The 2,105-nt window shown below is 39.5% G+C and carries 4 protein-coding genes; all 4 read left to right on the top strand.

The features are described from left to right. A partial coding sequence (locus WAZ74_RS08655; RefSeq protein WP_422307874.1) for a hypothetical protein occupies positions 1–260 on the top strand: 260 nt, incomplete at its 5' end. Between the two features lie 164 nt (positions 261–424). Then, positions 425–835 (top strand): OsmC family protein, encoded by a 411-nt coding sequence (locus WAZ74_RS08650; protein ID WP_422307872.1) that lies wholly within the window; start codon positions 425–427, stop codon positions 833–835. Between the two features lie 68 nt (positions 836–903). Beyond that, positions 904–1,368 (top strand): flavodoxin family protein, encoded by a 465-nt coding sequence (locus tag WAZ74_RS08645; protein WP_422307870.1) that lies wholly within the window; start codon positions 904–906, stop codon positions 1,366–1,368. Then, the gene (locus tag WAZ74_RS08640) at positions 1,369–2,022 is read left to right on the top strand and encodes a DUF938 domain-containing protein (protein ID WP_422307868.1); all 654 of its coding nucleotides are present in this window, start codon (positions 1,369–1,371) and stop codon (positions 2,020–2,022) included. The last annotated feature ends 83 nt before the right edge of the window (positions 2,023–2,105 follow it).

Raw genomic sequence — 2,105 nt, 5'->3', positions numbered from 1 at the left:
ATCTTCTTGACGGCTGCGGCTTTGAATTCTGCACTGTAGCTTCTGATTTTCTTGATCATGGTAAACTCCTAGGAATATGCTTAGTTTACCAAGTTTACTTGTACGGTTTCTTCAGCATAGCTCATACCTATAATTATGAATTACATGGTAAGATAATTAATAAACTATTTGGCTCTATTAGTGCTTTTATTTTTGGGTGGGAGATGAAGGTTCGGTTGAGGAATTTGAAGAAATATTGTGAGCATAACAATGTCACATAAGTAATTTAATAAGCATTAATCATTGTTTTAACAGAGAAAGAAAGGTCTTGTCTAAACCCTTGCATTTTAACCAATCATTTTAAAGCCTTTATTGTTATGATGAAACTTTTTAGAGTATTTCAATAAGCAGTCATCTAGCAACTATAACTACCAAAGAGAAACCTATGACAACCTCAAAAGTAACTTACCAAGGTGACCTGCGTACTACCGCTATTCATTTGCAGTCAAGCAATAAAATTATTACTGATGCTCCTGTCGATAATCAAGGTAAGGGCGAAGCATTTTCACCCACTGATTTATTGGCGACTAGTTTAGTCAGTTGTATGCTCACCATTATCGGTATTAAAGCCCGTGATATGGATCTCGATATTGCAGGCACTACCGCTGAAGTGACGAAAGTGATGGCCGCTGATCCAAGACGCGTCAGTGAAGTACATGTTGCTATTACTTTTAATCAACAGTTAGATGATAAAACGCAAAAAATATTCTATAACACCGCGCTCACGTGTCCGGTTGCGAAAAGTATTCATCCTGATATCATTCAAAAAGTGGCTATTAACTCCAAAAGCTATTGATTCTAAGAGCTATTGATTCCAAGGATTATTAATTCTAAACACTAAGAACCTTTATAAGGGTGATTGATATGGCTAGCAAAACCTTACTTATCGTCGCTCACGCGCCATCGCCCAATACTCAGAAATTGGCGCAGGCAGCTTTCGATGGTGCCAATCATCCTGATCTAGATATCAATGTCATATTGAAGTCGCCACAAGATACGCAGCCTGAAGATGTGTTAGCAGCAGATGCATTGTTATTAGGGACGACTGAGAACTTGGCTTATATGGCAGGGCTGACTAAAGATTTTTTTGATCGCTGTTATTATCCGGTGTTAGAGAAGAAGCAGGGCATGCCATTTGCATTATATATTCGAGCAGGTCATGATGGTACGGGCACTAAGCTTGCTATAAAGACCATTACGACAGGGCTGCGTTGGCAATGGATTCAAGAAGCGCTGATTTTACAAGGTGATTGGCAAGAGGGATTTACTGAGCAAGTCGGAGAGCTAGCAATGACGCTCGCTGCTGGATTAGAGGCTGGGATTTATTAAATGAGTATATATACATCTACTGCACTACCATTTTCTCAAGCGTGTGAAAATAATAAGCAGCCGATTTTGGACGTTTTACAGCAAGAGTTGCAAGAGTCCACCCATGTATTAGAGGTTGGTTCAGGGACTGGTCAACATAGTGTGTATTTCGCGCCAAGATTAGCTCATTTAATATGGCAGACCAGTGATGTGTTAGCGCATCATGCTACTATCAATGCTTGGCATACTGCTCACCCTGCGCCTAATCTATATGCGCCGTTAGCTTTTGATTTAACAGTCGATCCATTGCCTATGAATCTTGCTAACAATCAGCCCTATGATGCGGTATTTACTGCCAACACCCTGCATATCATCTCATGGTCATTAGTAGAAAAATTATTTGAGCTAGTAGGTAATGTTTTACCTCTCAATGGAAAGTTTATCATTTACGGACCGTTTAACGAAAATGGGAATTATACTAGCGCTGGTAATCAACAATTTGATATCAGTCTCAGGCAACGCGACCCAAACAGTGGTATTCGTCATTTAGAAGACATAGTAGCTTTGGCAAAAACACATCATCTAAGACTAGTTAATAAGTATGCGATGCCCGCTAATAACCAACTATTGGTATTTCAAAAAAACTATAGTCAGTTCAATGTAAAAACGATATAGCGGAACTAGGATGAATTTTTTGCAGCCTCTGTCAGCCTAGGCACAGCAAGCCAGAAAAACTCATCCTAGTCTCGCGTGATAAA

It is taken from the genome of Psychrobacter sp., assembly GCF_049295055.1.
Classification (GTDB): Bacteria; Pseudomonadota; Gammaproteobacteria; order Pseudomonadales; family Moraxellaceae; genus Psychrobacter.
Note: the sequence above shows the minus strand (reverse complement) of the source record. Positions and strands in the feature narration are given on the sequence as shown.

What these genes read in the sequence shown, in the direction of transcription:
- WAZ74_RS08650 (WP_422307872.1), top strand. Translation starts at nt 425, where the DNA reads ATGACAACCTCAAAAGTAACTTACCAAGGTGACCTGCGTACTACCGCT.
- WAZ74_RS08645 (WP_422307870.1), top strand. Translation starts at nt 904, where the DNA reads ATGGCTAGCAAAACCTTACTTATCGTCGCTCACGCGCCATCGCCCAAT.
- WAZ74_RS08640 (WP_422307868.1), top strand. Translation starts at nt 1,369, where the DNA reads ATGAGTATATATACATCTACTGCACTACCATTTTCTCAAGCGTGTGAA.